We start from the raw sequence: 20,829 nt of genomic DNA, 5'->3' as shown, positions 1-20,829 counted from the left end.
TTTTCTTATGCTATACAGTCGCCTCTTGCTCTTCTTTCACCGCTTTTTCAATATCTTTAAAACGGCTCGATACAGTAGACGCACTAATGCCATACTTTTTCGCTATTTGCGCTTGAGAAAGCGGGGCATCGCTTGCAAGTGAATGAATGTAATATTCGATTCCCGCAGCAAATGATGCTGCTTTACGGATCACAGGTGATTTCTGATCACAATAGGCTTTCCACACAGTTAAAGCGCCATCAGTCAGGCTTTGGTCCCCGTGTTCCTTCATTCCGTCTTCAATCAGCTTAGCTGTTTCCAGTTGAACGTCACTTGCCCAGTCCATTCGATCTGCTGTTAGGCCTGTATCGCCTTCTGTTTGAGCAGATGTTTCTGATTCTTCTACTTCTTGCTTCGCAAACATGCACTTCAACACGTCAGGGAATGATTCTCTCATAAATGTGCTGCGCGTTCCTCCATTTGCCTCATATGCTTCAACAAGCTGACGAACTTGAAGAAGAAGCGTATCTGTAAACTCCTTCGCAAACATCGTATATTGAATGAAAAACTCTGCTTTTTCTTCAAATTGAACAGGGAATCCAAGTACGAGACTTCCCTTTTCAGGCAGCACTGTTTGATCCGGTTTTACATCTACTTCAACCTTTTCAGCTGTCACCATATTCTCAAAGTAAAGAGACTCGTCCGTTTTTTCATTTAATAAAAGCAAAGAAGGCTCCATGTCTGTCCATGATTGAACCACTTGTTTTGTTTTCGGACGGGTAATATCCTCCGCTTTCTTTGTCAGGAATTCTTGGAAGATGGTTTCTTTCTGATCCGTTAATGGACGGAAGAAGATGCCCCATACACTCAAATGAAAGACTGAGATTTGTTGCGTTTCTTTATCCATATCTGCAAGAAAAGAAAACTCATTAATGAATTGATTGATGGCTCTCTGATGTTTAGAGAATGCGTAATTCATTAAATCCTTTTGAACTTGTACAGCTTCCTTAAACACAAGCTCAGACGTTTGTTCTCCGCCTGACTTTTGACCACAGCAATGTTTATATTTTTTTCCGCTCCCACAAGGGCAGAGCGCATTTCGTTTAATTTTTCCCAAAATAAAACCTCCGACATTCTAGTCTAACCTCACTATTTTAACAAACGATTGCACAAGAGAGTTTTATTTTCAAGAAAAAAGAAAAATCAGAATGATCAGTTAAATAATAAAGATACTTGAAGATCACGACAGATCATAGGAATAGCGGTCTTTTTCTGTTTATTTTCTCCAATCATTCCAATAGATTTTCTTTAGCTCATTCCCTCAAATAACTGCTTTGCCTCAAAATAAAAGATTTGAACAAACTTCTTCGTATTGACTCTGCCCGTTGATCCTGCGGATGATGAGGTCTTCTGCATTTCTTTCATTCTTTGGCTGACATCGGTAAAGTCAAAAAACTTCGACGCATAGTGCTCAAACTTAGGATTCGAGAAATCTGTTAATCCTAGTGAAGCAAAATGATTCAAGGAATGATGAATAGCGCGTCTAATCCGCTGTTCTGCCGCTTTCACTTCCCTCATCACTTCGACATCGGTTGCCCCATGATCCAGCTTCCTCTCCGCTGTTTTGATAAAGAGCTGCTTTAGCGGCGGGAAATTAACCTCATGAGAATTGGCTGACTGTGTTTCATGTAAGTAGATCAGTATCTCAAGTAAATCCTTAGAACCGCTCTCTCCGACAATTCCTAGTTCGGATAAGAGAAATTCCCCCGCCTCTTTCATCGTCCTTTTCTTCAATCCATTGCCCGTTGTATTATGAGAAATCACAGGCTCTAACGGCAGCACATGGCGAAGGGAAGCTTGAATATCGTAAATCGATTTCTCGAGTTTGATCCGCTCCATGACTTTTCGAATCACACTGACGATCTCAATTCGATTGACAGGTTTATGAATATAATATTCGATCCCTAATTCATAGGCTTCTGCCATCATCTCTTTCGCCTCTACTTGGGAAATCATCATGATTTTACCTTTGAATTCAGGGTGAATATGACGAATGGTTTGAATGCCATCTCTAGCAGGCATCAAAAGGTCAATCAGAAGGATGTCTATTTTTTTCAGATTCAATGAATGGGCTTCTAATCCAACACCGTCATCGGCTTCATCCACGACCTCTCCCAAATCTTCATCCTCAATGATTTGTCCTAAAATCGAGCGTATTGCACGATCATCATCTGCAATGAAAAATCGCATACACTCACCCTCTCTGTATTAAATTTTGTATAGGAAGGAGTAGCTGAAAAGCTGTTCCCTTTGTTTCTCTTTGTTCGATTTTAATTGTACCGCCAAGCTCTTTAACCAGCTCTTTCACATAGGATAAGCCAATCCCAGTTGATGGTGTTCCATATGCATCAAATTTAGAAGTATAGCCTGGATCAAATACTATTTCTCTCATTTTTTCAGGAATCCCCGGGCCATCATCTTCAATCCGAATCTCTATTTTATCATGACTTACTTTCAATACGAGTGAGATCATTCCGTTATCCTTTATGGCTTCAACCGCATTTGCCATTAAATTATTAATGAGCGATAAAAAAATGAACACATGATAATCATGCAAATGAATGCCCCTTATATCAGATATAAAGGAGATGTTTTTCCCTAGAGAGAGCGCATACTTTTCTTGAATGCGGAGTACAATTTGAACGAGTTCTTCTGCCTTCATATAGTCTTGCATATTTTCCTTAGAAATTAGCTTCGAAAGCCCAGCATATATACGCTGATTATCCTTTTTCACTTCATGGATTTCTCCTGCAAGCTTTAATAGCTCCTGACTCACTTTCTTCCCTGCTTCGTGTTCATGCAAGAGACGATAAAGCCTGTATGATTCTTGCGTAATGTGCTCTGTATGTTTTAACGTTTTCTTTAAATGAACCGTTTCTTCGTATAAATTTGAAATGACCATCATCATATGCTCATTTTGTTTCATGATTTGCTTCTCTCTTGATTGTGCCTCATATAGCTTCATCATATTAAAAAAGCTGATTACGACAAAGCTGTGAGCAAACGCAATGAGAAACATATCACTCAGCTTTGATAGCGTCATCGTCGTATCAAACACTAAAAATTGTACAAAGAGCTCAACAAAATCAGCCACTAATTCAATCATGAGACCAATGATGCCAATAAAAATAGAGCGCTGTTTAAAACGTCCCGTACGGACGGCAAAGAACAGGAATGCATATGTAAAATAGAAAAAGAAACTTGGGAATTGCTGATAAAATGATGCAGCGAGATCAGCATGATACTGCATCAGATCTAAACCTACTCGAAAAAGCACAATGGCTGCGCCTGTTAAAAACCCGGGCAAGAACGGTCTAGATTTCCTTAAGAGTAATAAACAAAAGAAAAACGCAGGTGCCCCAAAGCTGATCCGGAACGTCTCATTCACAGGATAAAACTTCAGTTCTCCTGCAAGCGGCACAATCACCACCATAAAAATTAATATGAATGCGTCTTTTTTAACAAGCTGGTTTAAACTCAAATGACTGACATCCCTTCCCCTTTTTGCATAGCCACAGTATACAAGGAGACTCTTTTCTTCACAACATACAAAAAAATAATTTTCACAGCTCCTTCTTTCCTCAAAATCCTTTTTTATGACTATTCACCGAGACGGCATGGTGACCTTTCAGCTATTCAGCATTTTGGATATTGTCTACAATAATGGGAATTGTTTAGACAATGATCGACAAACCGATTTTTATTTGTAAGTTTTTCTGTAGATTTTCGTCAGATTGTGTAGTTTCCAAGATAAATTGAATGAACAATTTTAGTGAAACTATATGTAAGCGTTTTCTGATTTTTCACTAAAAACCCTTTTTGTTTTTTCGCCGCCAAAGCCTTCATTTGAACATATATTTAGGTGTAAAGGAGTGGTACAAGCAGCGCATGACAAGTTCTTTGAAGATGTGTAACATGTTTTCGTGCCTATTTGATCGCATTTTTTGTCATCCGCCAATTCAATAGGGTACTTTTTGATTTTTGATTGGAGGAATCGTATGAAAACAGCAATTTCTAATAATACACAACACGCATGCCAGTCTTCTGTTGATCAATGGGCAGAAGAAATTCGTCCGTATTACAAAAATGGACAAAACGCTGGCTATATTCCAGCACTCGGAAAAGTGAATTCCTCTCAACTTGGTATCAACGTGATAGGCCCAGATGGATCATCTGTACGATATGGTGATTGGGACGTTCCCTTTACCCTGCAAAGTATCTCAAAAGTCATCAGCTTTATAGCTGCCTGTTTAGGAAGAGGCGTTCCTTACGTCTTGGACCGGGTAGATGTAGAGCCAACTGGTGATGCATTTAATTCCATCTATCGTCTTGAGATGCATAAACCAGGGAAGCCCTTTAATCCAATGATTAATGCTGGAGCTATTACCGTATCCTCCATCCTTCCCGGAAAGACTTCTACAGAAAAGCTAGCATATATTTTCGATTTAATCGAAAACTTAATAGGAAAGCGTCCATCTGTCAATGAAGAGGTTTATCAATCAGAATGGGCAACTGCGCACCGCAACCGTGCTCTTGCTTATTACTTAAAAGAAACCAATTATTTAGAATCAGATGTCGAGGACACATTAGAAGTGTACTTAAAGCAATGTTCCATCGAAGTTACAACAGAGGACATCGCCTTGATTGGGCTGATTATATCAAGTGATGGCTATCATCCCTTTAAACAGGTTCAAGTCATTCCAAAAGATATCGCAAGACTAACAAAGGCATTGATGCTGACATGCGGCATGTATAATGCGTCTGGTAATTTTGCTGCTTTCGTAGGCGTTCCAGCCAAAAGTGGTGTGTCTGGAGGAATTATGGCTTGCGTTCCGCCAAGCGCAAGAAGAGAATTTCCATTTCAGACAGGCTGCGGAATCGGTATTTATGGTCCCGCCATTGACGATTGCGGAAATAGTATTACCGGTGTCATGATGCTGAAAAAGCTCGCAAAAGAGTGGGATCTCAGTATTTTTTAAAATGAACAGTCATGAATTCGAAGAGGTGATGTTATGAACGAAAAAGCTTTGCTATCTTATTTAACACATACAAATGATTTTATTTGGACTTATATTGTCATTGCTCTGTTACTTGGAGTTGGTGTCTACTTCACATATAGAACACGCTTCCTGCAAGTGAGAATGATTAAAGAAATGGTGCGTGTCCTGAAAGAAGGAAGAAAAGAAAAAGAAGGGATATCACCGTTCCAAGCATTTGCCATCAGTATGGCGGCACGTGTAGGAACAGGGAATATTACAGGGATTGCCATCGCCATTGCAATTGGTGGACCTGGGGCAATCTTTTGGATGTGGATCGTAGCGATTATCGGTTCTGCCTCAAGCTTTGTTGAAAGTACGTTAGCCCAAGTGTATAAAGTGAAAGATAAAACAGGATTCCGCGGTGGACCTGCTTATTACATGGAAAAAGGGTTAAACAAGCGCTGGATGGGAATTTTATTTGCGATTCTGATTACAATTTCTTTTGGAATCGTCTTTAATGCGGTGCAATCAAATACAATCACTGTCGCTTTTGAAAACTCCTTTGGATTAGACCGTTTAACAGTCGGTATTGTGATGGCTGTTATTTTTGCAGCAATTATTTTCAAGGGAATCCAAGCCATTGCAAAAGCTTCTGAATACATTGTCGTTGTGCTGGCTCTAGCTTATATCGGAATTGCATTCTTTGTTATTGTGACAAATATCACTGAACTTCCTGGTGTCATCAGTACGATTGTGAAACACGCCTTCGGGTTTGAACAGTTCGCTGGTGGAACATTAGGCGGCGCATTATTACAAGGGATTAAACGCGGTCTTTTCTCGAATGAGGCTGGTATGGGTAGTGCACCTAACGCAGCAGCAACAGCTGTGACAAGTCACCCTGTAAAACAAGGATTAATCCAGGCGTTTGGCGTGTTAACAGATACATTAATTATTTGTACAAGCACAGCCTTCCTTGTCCTGTTCTCTGATGCATACAAAACAACGAACCTGCAAGGAATTGAATTAACACAGGCTTCACTCAGTCAGCACATTGGACCATGGGCCTCTGGATTCCTTGCTATCATGATTTTCCTATTCGCCTTTAGTACATTAATCGGTAACTATTACTACGGTGAAACGAACATTGAATTCCTTGGAGCCAACAAAGTTTGGCTTAACATCTATCGAATTGCCGTTATTGGAATGGTTCTTTTCGGTGCAGTTGCTACCGTTCCTCTCGTGTGGGGTCTAGCCGATCTCTTCATGGGACTCATGGTCATCGTCAACCTCATCGCCATTACCATGCTGTCTAAAGTCGCCTTTGAAGCATTGAAGGATTATACGAGACAGAAAAAAGAGGGGAAAGATCCAGTCTTTTATAAAAATGCCGTTCCAAACAATGAGAACATTGAATGCTGGGACGATGAATCTGCTTCGTTGAAAAAGAATCATATTGGGTAAATCACAAAAGCTCTGGTCCTCTGACCAGAGCTTTTTTCTTTAGTTCAAAAATTCGAGTATAAGTTTGTTCACCACTTCTGGTTTTTCATGATTGATCCAATGAGAGGCATCATCGACAAAAATCAGCTGACCATTTGGGCAAATCTTCATCGTTTCCTTCGCCAGCTTTCTGCTTAAAAACTTATCCTCCATCCCCCAGATCATGCGAACAGGTACTAGAATGCGCTTTGATATCGGCTTTTCAAAGCCACCCTTTTTGATGGCGCGGTACCAATTCAGCATTGAGGTCATGGCCCCTGGCTGCGTCCAAGCCAGCTTATAGCTTGATATATCTTCCTTCGTGAACAAATGGGGTCTTGCAGTCAGCCCAATGGCTTCATCCAGCTTTTGAAAGTGATTTTCCTGGAGAGCTGCCTCTGGCACATTCGGGAGCTGAAAGAATGCGATATAGGAGCTCTTCTTCCACTGCGGGGGATAAAATGGAAGAACCTTCATCATCACCCGCGGATGCGGCATGTTGACAATGATTAGTTTCTCTACATATTGAGAACGTGTGGATGCCAAATGCCATGCAACTGCCCCGCCCCAATCATGACCACCCACAATCGCCTTTTGATTCGGACTAAGCGTCTTAATCAGCCCTACGATATCATCTCTCAGTTGATCTAATACATAGGATTCGATTCCTTCTGGCTTATCACTTAGATGGTAGCCTCTTTGATCAGGAACGACGACACGATAGCCTGCCTCAGCCAGGGGCATAATTTGGTTCTTCCAGCCGTACCAGAACTCAGGAAATCCATGCAGCAGTATAAGTAGCGGGCCATCCTCAGGTCCAGCCATTGCTGTGTGAAGTGTTACACCATTTGTTTGGATTGATTGAAATTCAATTTGCTCCATCCCTTTGCCACCTTTCTCCTTGTTCTTTTATTCTTCCAACATAGCATATTTTCCATTTTTCAGAAAATAAAAGCACTCCCAAAAAAACCTTCACAATGGTGAAGGTCTTCGTCTATTTCATATAATTCAGCACCCAGATCAACCCATTTTTGCGGTCCTGTACTTGTCCGTGAAGTGCCCCAAAGAACGTATCCTGTAATTCGACCAGTACATCTCCATCAGCTTCTAGCGCTTCATATACAGCCTTTAGTTCTTCTTCATTGTCAAACTGCATAATCAATCTGAGATGTTCAGGCTTTGGTGTGTGGTCAAACGTATCTGAAAAGTGAAGCAGCGATTCTCCAAGGTGCAGTTCTGCATGCAGCACACGGTCTTGATGTTCATTTAAAATATGAATATCACCGCCAAAAATCCCTTGATAATATTGAAGAGATTCCTTCACATCGTCTACCACAATATAAGGACTAACACTAATCATACCCCTCATCCTCCTCTTATTCCGTCCATCTTCTCTTTTATAGCTTATCCCAAATCGTATGAAAAAAGGCACAAACCGTCAACGGATTTGCACCTTTTTCTCATGAAGATTTCGCTAATTCACTATGTTTGTTTGAATACGCTGCGTACATGACAACACCGATTAACAGCCAAACGCCAAAGTAAAGCCACGTCCGGCCTGGTAAGTTGAGCATAAGGAACAAGCAGCAGCCCATTGAAATAATAGGTAAGACCGGCACAAATGGAACCCGGAATCCTCTCTCAAGCTGCTGATGTGTCTTTCTCAAAATGAGCACAGATAAACTCACCATTGCAAACGTCAATAAAGCACCGATATTCGCTAAATTGGACAAGTCCTTTAAATCAATAAACCCTGAAATAACAGCTGTCATGCCGCCAATCATCCATATGCTTGCAACAGGCGTATCGCTTTTGTTTGTTTTCGAAAATACTTTCGGCAAAAGACCATCTCGTCCCATCGCATAGGCAATTCGAGTTGCTGCATAATTATTGGCGAAAATCACAGCCATCAATCCAATGACCGCACCGACAGAAATAATACCGGCTACGCTATTTTGATGTACACTTTGCAAGACATAGGACATAGCCTCTGTGACATTCAGTTTTGTATAGTGCACCATACCTGTCATAATCAAACAAACGACAATGTAAATGATCGTGCAAATGAGTAATGAGCCAATAATGCCAATTGGCAGGTTCCGCTGCGGATTTTTCACCTCTTCTGCAGAAGCAGAAATCGCATCAAATCCTAAGAAGGCAAAAAACACAGCAGCAGCACCGGCAATGACGCCTTCTGCACCAAACGGCATGAACGGCTGCCAATTGGATGGCTGTACATAAAACCCGCCTACTACAATGAAAAGAACAATAATACCGAGTTTCACAAACACCATGATATTATTGAATTTTTTACTTTCTTTCGTTCCTCTTGATAAGATCCACGCAATCAGTAAGGCAATGATAATAGCTGGCAGATTCATATATCCGCCTTGTTCCGGTCCCGCTAAAAATTGATGGGGGATTGAAATCCCAAACCCCTCAAGCAAGCTGTTGAAATAGCTCGACCAGCCACTGGCGACAGCTGAAGCAGTCAGCATATAAACGGACAATAACGTCCATCCCATTAGATGCCCGACAAGCTCACCCATCGTTGTATATGAATAAATGTACGCACTGCCGAATACAGGCAGCGCTGAAGCCATTTCTGCATAGCAAAGTGCTGCCAAACTGCACACAATCGCTGCGATAGCAAAGGAAAAAATGACAGCCGGCCCTGCATCCTTAGCCGCTGTAATTCCGGTTAACACCATGACCCCCGTGCCGATCACTGCCCCTATACCAAGGAGCGTGAGATCGAGCCCGCCTAGCGTTTTCTTTACCTTTTGCTGCCTGCTCTGTTCTAACAAATCGTGAATGTGTTTCTTACGTAGAATATGTCGCAAACCCTTTCCCTCCAAAACGTTAGAAAAACAAAAAATCATTCAAATTTCATTATAGCAGAATAGGCACTACGCATTCACAACCAATTCACGTAAATCTTTCTTCATAATTTTACCAAGCTTATTTTTTGGCAGCTCCTGTGTGAAATGAATGGAGGGCACTTTGTAATCTGCCAAACGGTCCTGGCAATAGTTCACCACATCTTCTTCGCAAAAATCGACGGTATCGTCTTTTACGATATACGCACTTGGCACTTCACCATATAATTCGTCCGGTACCCCAATGACAGCTGATTCAATCACACCTGGAATTTGATCAATGACTTCTTCTACTTGGTCAGGATAGATATTATCCCCGCCGTACAGAATCACATCTTTGTATCTCCCTGTGATGAAAAGAAAACCGTCTTCATCTAGATACCCTGCATCCCCCATATGGAACCAGCCATCTTTCAGCACCTTCTCTGTAGCGTCAGGCTGATGATAGTAGCCTAGGAAATAAAATGGGCTTCTCATAACGACTTCGCCAATTTCTCCAGCTGGCAATGTCTCCTCTGTCTCAGGGTGCATGATTTTCACTTCTACATCCGGATCCACTTTACCTGCAGAGCCCATTTTATCCTCGCCCATCGCTGGATGCCACGCACTCACAACCCATGCTTCGGTACTTCCATAGCCATGCATCATCTGAATGCCTGCTTCTTTGTAATCTTTAATTAAGCGTACCGGCACCTTCGTACCGCCAGAAATCGCAATTTCAAAAGATGAGAGATCGTACGAACATCGTTTCATTTCTTCTAGCATGTACGTGTAAGCTGATGGGAAAGCCATCATGAACGTAATTCTTTCTTTCTCAATCGTTTCTAAAATGCGCTTCGGTGTTGCATCATGTAAGAAGACAAGCGTATATCCTTCAATCGCAGCTGCGATCAGGTGATTAATCGAACTCATATGATACAGAGGGTGACTCGCCAAGTACCGTTTTCCTTTCAGATCGAATCCTCGATTCCCATGTCTTGTTAAAAATTGATAGATTCGTCCATGTCCGACCATACAGCCCTTTGGATTCCCCGTTGTCCCAGAGGTGAATAAAATCATCGCTAGATCCTCTTCTGATACCTCTTCAGCAAGGTTACTTCCATCATTTGAAGCCAAAATGTCTTCAAACAGCTGTGTTGTTTTCGCATTGACACCGGATTCCACCATCAGGCAATCTTCTAAAGACACATTCACTGCCGCAATGATGTCACGGAATTCACGGTCAAAAAATAAAGCCTTTGGCTCTGCTTTTTTCAAAATACCTTCCAGCTCAAAGGAAGTAAGCTGCCAGCTAAGCGGAACAGCGACTGCACCTGCTTTAATGGTTGCCAGCATAATCGTTGAAAAGTGATGATGGTTTTGACAAATAAAGCAAACACGGTCCCCTTTTCGAATCCCCTTTTGATGTAAGTAATGAGCGAGCTGGTCAATGCGTTTTGCATATTCTTCAAATGTATAAGACACACCCCCGCCAGTTACCGCTTCAATTTGTGAAGAGCGTTCCATTCTGTCGTTAAGTAATGCCTGTAATGTATTCAATATCTTCATCTCCAAACGTTTGATTTACAAAAGCCAATTTCCAGTGAATGGGTTGGCAGATTTTATCTCATTCACATTCTAAAATAAAACCAGCTGAAAGTAAAATCATTTCATTTTGGAATTGTTCTTTATATTAATTGATAATATAGGTAATTTTATAGCCGTCTTCCATTTTGGTTTAAATGATGATAACTATTATGATAAGATAGACCTAGTAATTGATCGGAAAATGCGAATGCAATAGGAAAAGAGGTATGGAGAATGCAACATTTCGAGCTAGAGGCAAGTTTATTAGACCATGCGCTGACAAAGTATTTAAAGGCGACGAAACAAATAGATGAAAAGAACATCCCGAAAAACGTCACGAATGTGAAAGGGTTTATTTTACGCATTATTTATCGTCATCAATCATGTACTGTGAAAAATATTCTGCAGGAAGTTTCATTATCTCCCTCTGCAACAACAACCGCTCTCAATCACTTAGAAGATGAAGGGCTGATTATCCGCTCTCGAAATAATAATGACCGCCGTACTGTATGGATTGAACTCTCTGAATCTGGTGAACAAATTGCAAAACAAATGATCGACAACCGCCAGCTGCTTGTCAATCAGCTGTTCGACCACCTTTCAGAAGAAGATAAAAAAACATTTTTTGAATTAATCGAAAAAATGATGGACGAGCACACATTAAAGGCTTAGGGATAAACCTAAGCCTTCTTTTTTATGGCTTTAAAATGACCTTTATACAATCATCCTTCTTATCATTAAATATGTGATACGCATGAGCGGCATCATCTAACGGCAATTGATGTGTGATGATTGCTCTAGGATCAATTTCACCGGTTGTCACTTTTTGATAGAGCTTTGACATGTAGCCTCTTGCTGGGGCCTGTCCCATTTTCAGTGTGACGTTTCTTGCGAAAAAGGCACCTAATGGGAACATATTATATAGGCCGCCGTACACACCCGTCATCTGAACCGTTCCACATTTACGGACGGCTTTTGTGGCAATTTGAATCGGTCCAATTGTTCCGCCTTGCAGCTTGAGCTTCTGCTCAATTTTTTCAAGCGGCGACTTCTTCCCGTCCATTCCGACACAATCGATCACAACGTCCGCTCCGCCCTTGGTGAGCTCCTTCAATGTTTCTCCCATGTCGGGATCTTCTGTAAAATCAAATACTTCTACGCCACTCATCCGCTTTGCATGTCGCAGACGGTAATCAATATAATCGACCGCAATCACACGTTCTGCCCCTTTTTGCCATGCAAATTGCTGTGCCATTAACCCAACAGGTCCACAGCCTAACACAATGACCGTATCACCTTTTTTCACACCGGCGTGCTCCACGCTCCAATAGGCAGTTGGAAGAACATCCGATAAGAACAGCAATTGTTCATCCTCCAGCTCACAATCATCAGGGATCTTAAACGGGGTGTAATTGCCAAAAGGCACACGTAAATACTCTGCCTGTCCTCCTGGGTAGTTCCCATATTTCTCACTATATCCAAAGAGTCCACCCGAATCGTAGTGCGGGTTTGAGTTGTCGCATTGGCTTTCTAAGTGGTGATGACAATATTGGCATTGACCACATGCAACGGTAAATGGAATAACGACACGGTCTCCCTTTTTCACTGCCGTGACATTCGGTCCAACTTCCTCCACAATCCCCATTGGCTCATGCCCAATCACATAGCCGATTGGAAGTGGGAAATTACCCTGATACAAATGTAAATCAGATCCACAAATTGCTGTTGATGTCATTCGGATAATCACATCTTCCCGATCTTAAATAGATGGCGCATCTACTTTCTTCACTGCAATGCTATTTTTCCCCTGATAAGTAACAGCTCTCACATGCATTTCCTCCTTTAGCGAAAATCATCTGTACATAGCTTCACCTTGAATGGATGGTTCATGCATCAGATCAGGATTATTAAAAAACAAAAAAGCCCGTCGATCGGTTCGACAGGCGCTTATTCAATCATGTGTAACGCGTTACATATTTATCCTTTTTCGATAAAGACCAAATCATATTGAGAGGAATTCTCTCGATCAATCATCAAGTTCCCTTCTTGAATAAAATAAGGACATATACTCGGGCTTTGTGATTCTTCAAATTGCTCATACAACTGCTCAATCTTTCCAGGGAGCAGTAAAAGCAAAAATTTATTAGAATGGGACACGAATTCATAAGAGTGAATTGTATCCGGCGGTATATAGGCAAAGTCACCCGGCATCAGGCATATATCCTCTCCGTTCAATTGAAGATTCATTTTTCCCTCAACGCAATAAAGTGCTTCTGTATGTACTTGATGATAATGCGGAGGAAAATACTTTCCCTTCGCGCCTTCAATCACAAAATGACTGAATCCGCCTCCAGTTGTTTCTGTTGTTGCGATCAGCTCATGAAGCTGACCATCAATAATGTATTGCTTCCCTTCACCAGCCTCTAATACGTAGGGCTGCACCGCCTGAGGGAGCTGACTATGAAATAATACGGAGGGCTTAGTTGTATTTGACAGCTGCCTGATACCATGCATCAATATGAGATCGCTTTCTTTTTCAGCTTGTTCAAAGCTGTCTGCATCGAAAGCATGATCGGTCATCGGCCATTCGTTCCGCTGAAGCCTTTTCCCAATTTGCTGATAGACATCTGTCATTTGTCCGCCCAACGTATATGAAATAAATCTTGTTTTGTGACTATGCATTCTGTAGCCATGGATCGTTTTGGGTGGGATATGAATATAATCGAAGGCTGTGACCATATATTTTTTACCGTCCAAGATCACTTCAAGCTTTCCTTCCAGCACAAAAATGGTTTCAAATAAGTGCTCATGACAGTGAAGTGGAAAATAAGCTCCTTTCCCACCTGTGATTAAGACAAGCTCAAACAGCTGATTCGTTTGATTTACTTCTGCCAGCACATGAACAAGCTGATTTTCCAGCCCATACAGTTTCCCTGAACCAGACACGGTATAAAAAGAGGTTCCTTCGGATTGCTTGATCGATTGCGGTTGCTCCGACATCCCATCACTCCTCATGACTAATTGACTATCTTTATTATATAGACCAATTGATATAATAGATAGACAATATGCGAGAGATTTTACTCTTCTCGCATAAATAAGTGTCTAAGGTAACATTTCACATGTTCTAACGGGGTCGTTTGTTTGAGTGCGGTGGTCATCGATAGACCCCCAATCACCATTGAATGAAGGAGAGAAGCCAGCTCATCCGCTTTGTTTTCTTCATATCCGCTGTTCATGAGCTTTTCTTTCACAAGCTTTTGCCAGCGGATCATTTCTTGTTTACATGCAGTATGAAGCTGCGTATGTTCTGGCTTGGATTCTGCCGCCAGCAAGACAATCGGAATCCCTCTTTCATTTTCTTGCTCCGTAAATCCCCGGATGATGTTTGTCATAAAGCGGTCGATGGCGATATAAGGATCATCCGAATAGGCAAAGCTTTCTTCAATTCGATTGATGACCTTTTGACTAATATATTCAACGGCTGCTATGGCTAGCTCTTCTTTTCCGTTTGGAAAATAATAATAAAGAGATCCTTTAGGCGTGCCGCTCTCTCTAATGATTTGATTCAATCCTGTCGCATGATACCCCTGTTTGCGTAAAAGAAGTGCGGCCGTTTGAATAATTCTATCCTTCGTACTCACGTGTGACACTCCTTTCCCTCCATAGACCAATGTCGTTTCAACGTATGAGTTGATTTGTTCCTTTCCAAATCGAGGATGTCTCCATCTCTGCTGCAAGCCGAAGCAGCCAATCCTCTTTCCCCTTAGGTGCTGTTACCTGTACCCCTAAAGGCATGCCCGCCTTAGTGAGATGAACAGGAACGCTCATAGAAGGCTGACCCGTTAAGTTGGCAAGCTGTGTAAATGGTGTGTAGGTCAGACTCTTTAAGAACATGTCATAAATGAGATCCTGCTGCGCTTGCATTGAGAGAGATGACACACGTAAAAGTTCAGTGATTTCTTCTTTCGAATGCATCAACTCACCAACCTTAGGAGCAGAATAGGCAGTCGCTGGTGTCACAAAGAGATCATAGGTTTGATGAAATGACGCCATTTGTGCAGCTGCCATATCCCATGCATCAAGACTTTCTGTGTAAGCAGCTGCGGTTACATTTTTGCCAGCCTCCGCCAACACCCATGCCACGATGTCTGTTTCCTCCGGATTGACTGGACGTCCTAATGAACGATTCAAGGACATGAATAGTGCAGACATTTCTCCGCTGTTCATGACGTAGTATTGCTGCATGAGATGAATCCCATCGATTGCAGGCCCTGCTTCTTCTACTTGGTGCCCTTGATCACTCAGCCATTTCACTGTTTGCTGCACCGCCTGCTTCGCTTCCTCACTGACCTTCGTACCAACTGGAGATTCTACACTGTAAGCAATTCGCATAGAAGATGTACGTTTCACTAGATCTTCTTGATAGCTGCCGTCGTATAATGGCGTTTGGAAAGCTGCTTCAGGCTGAATGACTTGAAGCAGATCAAGAAGAGCTGCACTGTCCCGCACTGTTTTTGTAAGTGTAAAGTCAATGGATGCCCCTTGCCACTGCCTTCCTACGCCTGGTCCTACCGGCGTTCTTCCTCTTGTTGGCTTGAGACCGAACAAACCTGTAAAGGATGCTGGAATCCGAATGGAACCTCCACCATCACTTGCTCCACCAGCAGGTACGATGCCGCTTGCAACAGCTGCTGCCGTCCCGCCGCTTGAACCGCCAGGGGAATAGTCAGGATGCCAAGGGTTCCTCGTTGGACCATGTAAAGCAGGTTCTGTTACATTCCTTAATCCAAATTCTGGTGTGTTTGTATGTCCCATCATGAGAAATCCAGCCTGCTTCAATCGCTGGACAAAGTGGGAGTCCGTTTTTGCCTTTACATCCTTTAACAAAGCAGCACCAGCTGTCAGCGGTTCATTTTCCAGTCCTTGCGATATATTTTTCAGTACAAGTGGAACGCCTGCAAACGGCTGATTCGTATGTAATGTCTTGATTTCTTTTAATACTTGATCTTGTCTTGTCTGAATCAACGCATTTAGTTCAGGATTGACCTCATTCAATCTAGCAAATGCAGCTTGTACAAGCTCATCTGGTGTTACCTGCTTATTCCGTACAAGTGCTGCCAAGCCTGTCGCATCATACGTCATATACTCTTTTACGTTCATCAGCATATCCTACTTTCTCTTATTATGATCTCTCTATTGTCTACTAGATTTGTATGAATTTCAATTTCAGGTTACTTGTAAAAAAACTTTCTGACAAACAATATGATTCTTCTAACCATCCTTCTCATTTCTCCGATATAATAGAGAAAAAAAGACGGAGGTCATCGTATGCAAGGGGCTATCGCCTTGAAAAAGAAAATCGTCGTAGTCATCGCGTTTCTTCTTGCGTTGACAACTGCCTTGCCTTACCATTCGCAGGCAGCTGCACCGCCAAAAGAAACAGATGTCATCATCGTCTATAAAAACCAAAAAGGAAAGCAAACAGCTATTGAAGAAAGTGAAAAAGTGAACGCACAGTACATACATCTTCCCGCTGTCGCTGTGATAGCAGATGAACAAGCGGTCACGTCACTCAAAAAAGATCCCAACATCGCGTATGTCTCAAAAAACATAAAGGTCAAACTCGCTTCTTCTAAGATTAAAAAAACCGCTGCCTCTACGAATCAGGATGCATTGGTTCAAAAATCTTACAACCTGCAAAAGCTGAATGTAAAGCAAGCGATAAAAGAAGGCGTCACGGGGAAAAATGTGAAGGTAGCCGTTTTAGATACTGGAATTTCTCCACATGAGGATTTAAAGATATCCGGCGGTAAATCATTTGTGAAGTACACAACTTCCTATAAAGATGATCAAGGGCATGGCACACATGTAGCAGGCACGATTGGTGCGCTCAATAACGATTATGGCACAGTCGGCGTCGCTTCTGGTGCGAAGCTATATGCTGTAAAAGTGTTAGATAAAAAGGGAGAAGGCGACTTGTACAGCCTGCTTCGAGGAATCGATTGGGCCATTAGCAACAAGATGGATATTATGAATTTAAGTCTAGGTTTTGAAGACAATATCCCTATTTTGCGTTCAGCAGTGGATGAAGCATACAAAAGAGGACTGCTTGTGGTCGCTGCAAGCGGGAATGATGGGAAGAAGAATCATATCAGCTACCCTGCCGCGTACAATAGCGTCATTGCCGTTTCTGCCACGACGGACAAAGACAAACTCGCATCTATCTCAAATACAGGGAAAGGTATTGAATTTTCTGCCCCTGGTCAGAACGTCATCAGCACTTATTTAAAAAATGAATATTGGTATGCAACAGGTACATCACAAGCTGCACCGCATGTCACAGGCATGCTGGCACTGTTGAAGCAGCTTCACCCGAAGAAAACAAATGTTCAGCTTCGCACCTTATTACGCAGCTATACAGTGGATCTTGGCGCAAAAGGAAAGGATCCACAATTCGGCTATGGCCGCGTGCAATATATAGCACAATCAAGCTTTTTGAAGGCTGCGACTAGCGCTGTCAAAACAGCCGAAACTTCTAAAAAGCAGGCAGATGTCAATCAAGCCAAAACGAGAATTGGCCGACTCACTGCAAGTAAACAAAAAACAGCACTCACTGAACGGGTGAAAAAGGTACAAGGAACCATTGATATCCGCTTGGCACGTGCAAAGGTTCAAACAGCCGAAAAAAGCAAAACACAAGGCGCCATTAAAAGCGCACAAGCGGCCATCAAAAAGTTAAACAAAGGCAAAGAAAAAACAAGCCTGCAAAATCGGCTCGACAAAGTCAAAAAACAGGTCGCCTATCAAAAGAAAGTGACAGATGCCAAACAAAAGGTCAAAAAAGCGGAAACCAAACGAACGAAGAAAACAAAAGCAGCAGCGCAAACCGCTGTCAAACAGCTAAAAGCTTCTAAAACGAAAACCAGTTTACAAAAACGATTAAACCGTATCAAGGTGTAACAGAAAAAACGATTCCTCGCTGAAAGGAATCGTTTTTTTATTTCAACAGCGGCGCAAACAAGCTGTGATGATATTTCCCTTCGACATCTGCCCTCACTTGATCGAGTATGCTTTCTAACGAAGCCATCACACCCTCTAATGCCCGGCGCACTGAACCTTGTTCAAAATCCGCCAAACTCTCCGGCAACTCATCTTCATCCAATACAAAAAAATCACCATTCGGAAGAACGAGAAGATCAACAATGAGGTCTTCAAACATGACCAGCTGGCCGTTGAACCATGTATTCCCTACAATATTAAAATAAGACCCAAGTTCCTTCCCTTGATCATCCCTCCAGAAGTAAATATTGTAAGGTCGATCCTTCCAATAATAGGCGGTCGTATAGCTCCCTTTTGGAATGGTCAGACTACCATCGCCTGCCCTCATCGTAAACGTGTCTTCAATCTTGTGAAAAAGTACAGCCTGCTGTTCCTGAACATCTAACAGCTGACACGTATGTTCCACAACCTTCTGATCGTATTTGATTTTTCTCTCGATTACTTCATCCCACCGATCCGCATGTAGCGAAAACACCATGTCACAACTCCCTCTTGCATCTAGTTTCTCTCTTTCCAGTATACACCGATTTTTTTTTGAAAAAATAAAGGGTTGCTGCATTCACATATGGAAGACCTATGATGAGGTGAAATAAATGAACGGAATCTCGATTCTTGAGAACCTTACACAGCTTGGACAAATCATCCTCATTTTTTGTGGCTATGCCCTTTATTGGCGGCTGGTGAAAACAAAGAGAGAACGAAAGCTATCTCCTTATGAGCACATGTTAAAATTCTTTGTTATGTTCGGTTTAATCTCGTGGTTGGTATCATATTGGGCGCTTGTACTGTGGGCGTAAATTGAAAAAAGGAAGAGCTGTCCATTGGGGACGTGCTCTTCCTTTTATTACGCGTGATGTGATGAACCAGCCGGCTGTTCTTTTTGGATGACATATTGATAGCTTTTGACATGCGTCCCATTTTGATTCACAAATTCTTTATCTAGTGCACGCTCAAAGCCCATTCTTTCATATAGACGAATGGCAGCCTGCATTTTATCAGATGTATGAAGGTACAGAACATTTTCGCCCCATGATTGCGTGAGTTCAATACTTTTACGTAACAATGACTCTGCAATTCCTTTTCCCCTGACATCGGGATCTACTCCTAAAAACCGGACGATGGCTGATGTAATGCCCATTTCGGGTTTGTCATACGCTTGCTCTGATGACCGGAACATTTGAAGCGTCCCCACGACCTTACCTTCAAGCTCCGCCACAAGCATCAGCTCCATGTTCGGATTATCTACAGCTGCTGCAAGCGCAGCAGAATAATTTTGCCAGCCTTCCTCTGTAAATTGAGGTTCATATTGTGAATAGGACTTGATTAGTACTTGTCTGATCGCTTCATGATCTTCTTTGACTGCTTGACGAATGATCAGCTCTTGCTGCTCCATGTCAGCACCTCCTGCTCTCTATTGCTAGATATACGTATCATGCAAATACTGCATGTCGATGACCTTGTTCTTTTCTCTACTCATTCAATGTAAAGAGTCTCATTCGAAAGATCAATCATTTTGCACGGAATCCTCTTTGAAAATTTCCATTGAAAAGGAGCGCTTGATTCATTATGCTGTTTTGAGGAAGTATACGAGGAGTGTAATGATCATATGAGTTCTTTATCTTATCCCCAAGAATCGAAAAAAAACCGATTTCTCCTTGCTGCATTGCTTGGGTCTTTAACAGCCCTTGCACCGCTTGCAATGGATATGTATTTACCTGCTTTACCTAATATTGCACGTGATTTTGAAGCGAGCACGGCTTTGTCCCAATTAAGTCTGATGGCTTGTCTGATTGGACTGGCGCTTGGACAGCTGATTGCAGGTCCGATCAGTGATACGATCGGCAGAAGAAAACCACTGATGATCGGCTTAATCATTTTTATCGCCGCATCCCTTTTATGTACGGTGGTCACGTCGATTTGGACGTTCATCCTCTTAAGATTGATTCAAGGGCTCGCTGGTTCAGCAGGCATTGTCATTGCACGAGCCATTGTGCGTGATCATTATGAAGGCTCAGAAATGACGAAATTCTTTGCACTGCTCATGTTGGTCAACGGGGTTGCTCCGGCAGCGGCACCTATCGTGGGCGGACAGATGTTACGCTTTACCACATGGCAGGGTGTATTTGTTCTATTAGGAATTCTCGGGGCCTTGATGCTGCTGAGATCCATTTTTTCACTTCAAGAAAGTTTACCTGCGGAGCGCAGACAGACAGGAGGCTTTCAACAGATTGTTGGTGCCATGAAAATTTTAGCGAGTGATCGTCTCTTTGTTGGGTATGCCCTCTCCCAAGGTCTTGTATTCGCAGCGATGTTTGCTTATATTTCTGGCTCACCGTTTGTGCTTCAGGAGCTTTTTCACCTTTCTCCACAAGGATTCAGTGCTGCCTTTGCGGTGAATAGTCTCGGGATCATCACGGCTGGACAAGTATTTGCCCGCGTCGCTGCTAAAATCGGCGAAGAGAAGGTTCTTCGCATTGGATTGCTGATAGCTGCCTTAGGCGGCGTCACCTTATTTTTGATGATCTCCATTGATGCAGGGTTGTATGGTATTCTCATTCCGCTCTTTTTTGTGGTCTCAAGCGTTGGAATTGTCGGCACCTCTGCCCCGTCTCTTGCGATGCAGCATCACGGCGCACATGCAGGAAGTGCAGCCGCACTCATCGGTGTGGCACAAATGCTGCTAGGCGCCTGCATGACGCCTCTTGTCGGACTAGCCGGAAGCCAAACGGCCTTTCCAATGGGCCTGATTATTATGCTTTGTGAACTAGGTGCACTTTGCTGTTATTTCTTCTTTGTGATTCGAGCAAAAAAAAGACCCGCATAAG

The 20,829-nt window shown here is 42.4% G+C and carries 18 protein-coding genes and 1 pseudogene; 6 read left to right on the top strand and 13 right to left on the bottom strand.

The features are described from left to right. Positions 1-10: 10 nt before the first annotated feature. The 3 genes from MHI11_RS01620 to MHI11_RS01610 all read right to left on the bottom strand — a co-directional run bounded on the left by MHI11_RS01620 (position 11) and on the right by MHI11_RS01610 (position 3,520). The gene (locus MHI11_RS01620; protein ID WP_034664274.1) at positions 11-1,096 is read right to left on the bottom strand and encodes an SEC-C metal-binding domain-containing protein; all 1,086 of its coding nucleotides are present in this window, start codon (positions 1,094-1,096) and stop codon (positions 11-13) included. A gap of 191 nt (positions 1,097-1,287) precedes the next feature. Continuing rightward, positions 1,288-2,229 (bottom strand): response regulator, encoded by a 942-nt coding sequence (locus tag MHI11_RS01615; RefSeq protein WP_065098726.1) that lies wholly within the window; start codon positions 2,227-2,229, stop codon positions 1,288-1,290. A gap of 4 nt (positions 2,230-2,233) precedes the next feature. Then, a complete protein-coding gene (locus MHI11_RS01610) occupies positions 2,234-3,520 on the bottom strand; it encodes an ATP-binding protein (protein WP_340960263.1) in 1,287 nt (428 codons plus the stop codon). Positions 3,521-4,037: 517 nt separating this feature from the next. Here MHI11_RS01610 and MHI11_RS01605 point away from each other — a divergent pair. Together MHI11_RS01605 and MHI11_RS01600 are read left to right on the top strand one after the other, a co-directional pair. Continuing rightward, positions 4,038-5,018 (top strand): glutaminase, encoded by a 981-nt coding sequence (locus tag MHI11_RS01605; protein ID WP_340960262.1) that lies wholly within the window; start codon positions 4,038-4,040, stop codon positions 5,016-5,018. Positions 5,019-5,051: 33 nt separating this feature from the next. Continuing rightward, on the top strand, positions 5,052-6,479 hold the full coding sequence (locus MHI11_RS01600; RefSeq protein ID WP_340960261.1) for an alanine/glycine:cation symporter family protein: 1,428 nt from the start codon (positions 5,052-5,054) through the stop codon (positions 6,477-6,479). Between the two features lie 39 nt (positions 6,480-6,518). On the opposite strand, the gene MHI11_RS01595 is transcribed toward MHI11_RS01600, so the two are convergent. The 4 genes from MHI11_RS01595 to MHI11_RS01580 all read right to left on the bottom strand — a co-directional run bounded on the left by MHI11_RS01595 (position 6,519) and on the right by MHI11_RS01580 (position 10,915). Next, positions 6,519-7,379: an alpha/beta fold hydrolase gene (locus MHI11_RS01595; RefSeq protein WP_044139224.1), complete on the bottom strand. Its 861-nt coding sequence runs from the start codon at positions 7,377-7,379 to the stop codon at positions 6,519-6,521. Between the two features lie 112 nt (positions 7,380-7,491). Next, positions 7,492-7,857 (bottom strand): VOC family protein, encoded by a 366-nt coding sequence (locus MHI11_RS01590; RefSeq protein ID WP_044139223.1) that lies wholly within the window; start codon positions 7,855-7,857, stop codon positions 7,492-7,494. 100 nt (positions 7,858-7,957) lie between these two features. After that, entirely contained in the window at positions 7,958-9,340 is a 1,383-nt protein-coding gene (locus MHI11_RS01585) for an amino acid permease (protein WP_044139222.1), read from the bottom strand. A gap of 66 nt (positions 9,341-9,406) precedes the next feature. Further along, the gene (locus tag MHI11_RS01580) at positions 9,407-10,915 is read right to left on the bottom strand and encodes a class I adenylate-forming enzyme family protein (protein ID WP_340960260.1); all 1,509 of its coding nucleotides are present in this window, start codon (positions 10,913-10,915) and stop codon (positions 9,407-9,409) included. A gap of 261 nt (positions 10,916-11,176) precedes the next feature. Between MHI11_RS01580 and MHI11_RS01575 the strand changes: the two genes are divergently transcribed. Next, the gene (locus MHI11_RS01575) at positions 11,177-11,614 is read left to right on the top strand and encodes a MarR family winged helix-turn-helix transcriptional regulator (protein WP_340960259.1); all 438 of its coding nucleotides are present in this window, start codon (positions 11,177-11,179) and stop codon (positions 11,612-11,614) included. A gap of 22 nt (positions 11,615-11,636) precedes the next feature. On the opposite strand, the pseudogene MHI11_RS01570 reads toward MHI11_RS01575, so the two are convergent. The 4 genes and pseudogenes from MHI11_RS01570 to MHI11_RS01555 all read right to left on the bottom strand — a co-directional run bounded on the left by MHI11_RS01570 (position 11,637) and on the right by MHI11_RS01555 (position 16,105). Continuing rightward, positions 11,637-12,770: pseudogene (locus tag MHI11_RS01570) on the bottom strand (zinc-dependent alcohol dehydrogenase). Positions 12,771-12,919: 149 nt separating this feature from the next. Continuing rightward, the gene (locus tag MHI11_RS01565; RefSeq protein WP_340960257.1) at positions 12,920-13,942 is read right to left on the bottom strand and encodes a quercetin 2,3-dioxygenase; all 1,023 of its coding nucleotides are present in this window, start codon (positions 13,940-13,942) and stop codon (positions 12,920-12,922) included. A gap of 80 nt (positions 13,943-14,022) precedes the next feature. Next, positions 14,023-14,586 (bottom strand): TetR/AcrR family transcriptional regulator, encoded by a 564-nt coding sequence (locus MHI11_RS01560; protein WP_003217172.1) that lies wholly within the window; start codon positions 14,584-14,586, stop codon positions 14,023-14,025. 37 nt (positions 14,587-14,623) lie between these two features. Continuing rightward, positions 14,624-16,105 (bottom strand): amidase, encoded by a 1,482-nt coding sequence (locus MHI11_RS01555; protein ID WP_340962276.1) that lies wholly within the window; start codon positions 16,103-16,105, stop codon positions 14,624-14,626. Between the two features lie 168 nt (positions 16,106-16,273). Between MHI11_RS01555 and MHI11_RS01550 the strand changes: the two genes are divergently transcribed. Beyond that, entirely contained in the window at positions 16,274-17,905 is a 1,632-nt protein-coding gene (locus tag MHI11_RS01550; protein WP_340960256.1) for a S8 family peptidase, read from the top strand. Between the two features lie 37 nt (positions 17,906-17,942). On the opposite strand, the gene MHI11_RS01545 is transcribed toward MHI11_RS01550, so the two are convergent. Continuing rightward, positions 17,943-18,482, bottom strand: coding sequence for a DUF402 domain-containing protein (locus MHI11_RS01545; RefSeq protein ID WP_340960255.1), 540 nt, complete (start codon positions 18,480-18,482; stop codon positions 17,943-17,945). Between the two features lie 115 nt (positions 18,483-18,597). Here MHI11_RS01545 and MHI11_RS01540 point away from each other — a divergent pair, with 115 nt between their 5' ends. Next, entirely contained in the window at positions 18,598-18,801 is a 204-nt protein-coding gene (locus MHI11_RS01540; protein ID WP_044139216.1) for a hypothetical protein, read from the top strand. Between the two features lie 47 nt (positions 18,802-18,848). On the opposite strand, the gene MHI11_RS01535 is transcribed toward MHI11_RS01540, so the two are convergent. Then, entirely contained in the window at positions 18,849-19,397 is a 549-nt protein-coding gene (locus MHI11_RS01535) for a GNAT family N-acetyltransferase (protein WP_044139215.1), read from the bottom strand. A gap of 213 nt (positions 19,398-19,610) precedes the next feature. Here MHI11_RS01535 and MHI11_RS01530 point away from each other — a divergent pair, with 213 nt between their 5' ends. Further along, positions 19,611-20,828, top strand: a complete 1,218-nt coding sequence (locus MHI11_RS01530; protein ID WP_065098717.1) for a multidrug effflux MFS transporter — start codon at positions 19,611-19,613, stop codon at positions 20,826-20,828. Position 20,829 lies beyond the last annotated feature (1 nt).

The organism is Bacillus sp. FSL K6-3312, assembly GCF_038007485.1.
GTDB classification, from domain to species: Bacteria; Bacillota; Bacilli; order Bacillales; family Bacillaceae; genus Bacillus; species Bacillus pumilus.
This window is presented reverse-complemented; position numbering and strand designations above follow the sequence as displayed.